Origin of the sequence: Pantoea sp. R102 (assembly GCF_004916815.1) — a bacterium.
In the GTDB taxonomy this organism is placed as follows: Bacteria; Pseudomonadota; Gammaproteobacteria; order Enterobacterales; family Enterobacteriaceae; genus Pantoea; species Pantoea dispersa.
The window spans coordinates 1-1026 of sequence record NZ_SDFT01000306.1; the positions used below are offsets into that span (position 1 = coordinate 1).

At 60.0% G+C, this 1026-nt stretch carries 1 protein-coding gene; it reads right to left on the bottom strand.

Features of this window, described 5'->3' with window-relative positions; all coding sequences use genetic code 11:
• On the bottom strand, positions 1-867 hold an 867-nt coding region (locus tag ERD80_RS22240; protein ID WP_248295891.1), incomplete at its 3' end, for an ABC transporter substrate-binding protein.
• Between the last annotated feature and the right edge of the window lie 159 nt (positions 868-1026).

Here is a 1026-nt window from a genome sequence, read left to right on the forward strand (position 1 = left end):
CAGCACCGCCTGCGCCAGCGCGTTGCGATCGATCGCCATGCTGATCGCCTCACGCACCGGCTGTTCCGCCAGCAGCGGATCGGCCAGATTAAGCTTCAGCATCAACGTGCGCGGCACCGGAATCGCCGGGATGTGCAGCGACGCTTTGCGTGCCAGCCGCTGCCGGCTGGCGGCATCAAGGTTAAACACGTAATCTGCATCACCGCTTTCTGCCAGCAGCGCACGGGTTTCCGCGCGGCCGGTCGCCAGATAGCTGGCGGCGGCAATCGCCGGTTTCTCGCCCCAGTAATCCGCGAAGCGCGCCACCGTCAGCGACTGCGGCGGCTGGAAGGAGGTAAGCTTAAACGGTCCGCTGCCAATAATGCGCGTGATGTTGCCCTGCGCATCCCAGCTGGCCAGTGCGAGGATTTGCGAGCGGCTTTCCGCCAGGACTGACAGCAGCGGCGTGAAGGGTTCACGCAGCGTGATGGTGACAAGCTGCCCTGCCCCGCTGATGTCGGCGATTGGCGTTTTGTCCAGTAAGCCCGCTTTGCCGCGTGCGGTGTTGAGTGATTTCACCACGGCAACCGCATCCAGCAGCGAGCCATCATGAAAATGCACGCCGTCGCGCAGCTGAAACTGCCAGCGCAGCCCATCGTCAGAGACCTGCCAGCGCTGCGCCAGCGCCGCCACCGGCTCGCCACGTTCGTCCACTTCTACCAGCGTTTCAACCACATCCATACGTAACAGAATGTCGCCGGAGAGCGCCGGATCGCTGCCTTTAATTTCAAACGGTGCGGCAATCCGCACCGGTTTTTCGGGTGTGCTCGCCGCCATAACGGCGCAGGAAGCCAGGCCGAGCGCCGCAGCGATCAGCAAATTTTGCATTGATTTCATTAAATTTTCCGAATAAACCGTTACACTATCATCGAACCAATTACGTTATAACATAACAATTCACACTTTAACACACGGCGTTTGCAGGGAATTCGTCAGCCGCTTGTTGCCTTTTAACCGTCGCGACAGGTTAACGCTGCGCGCAGCAGC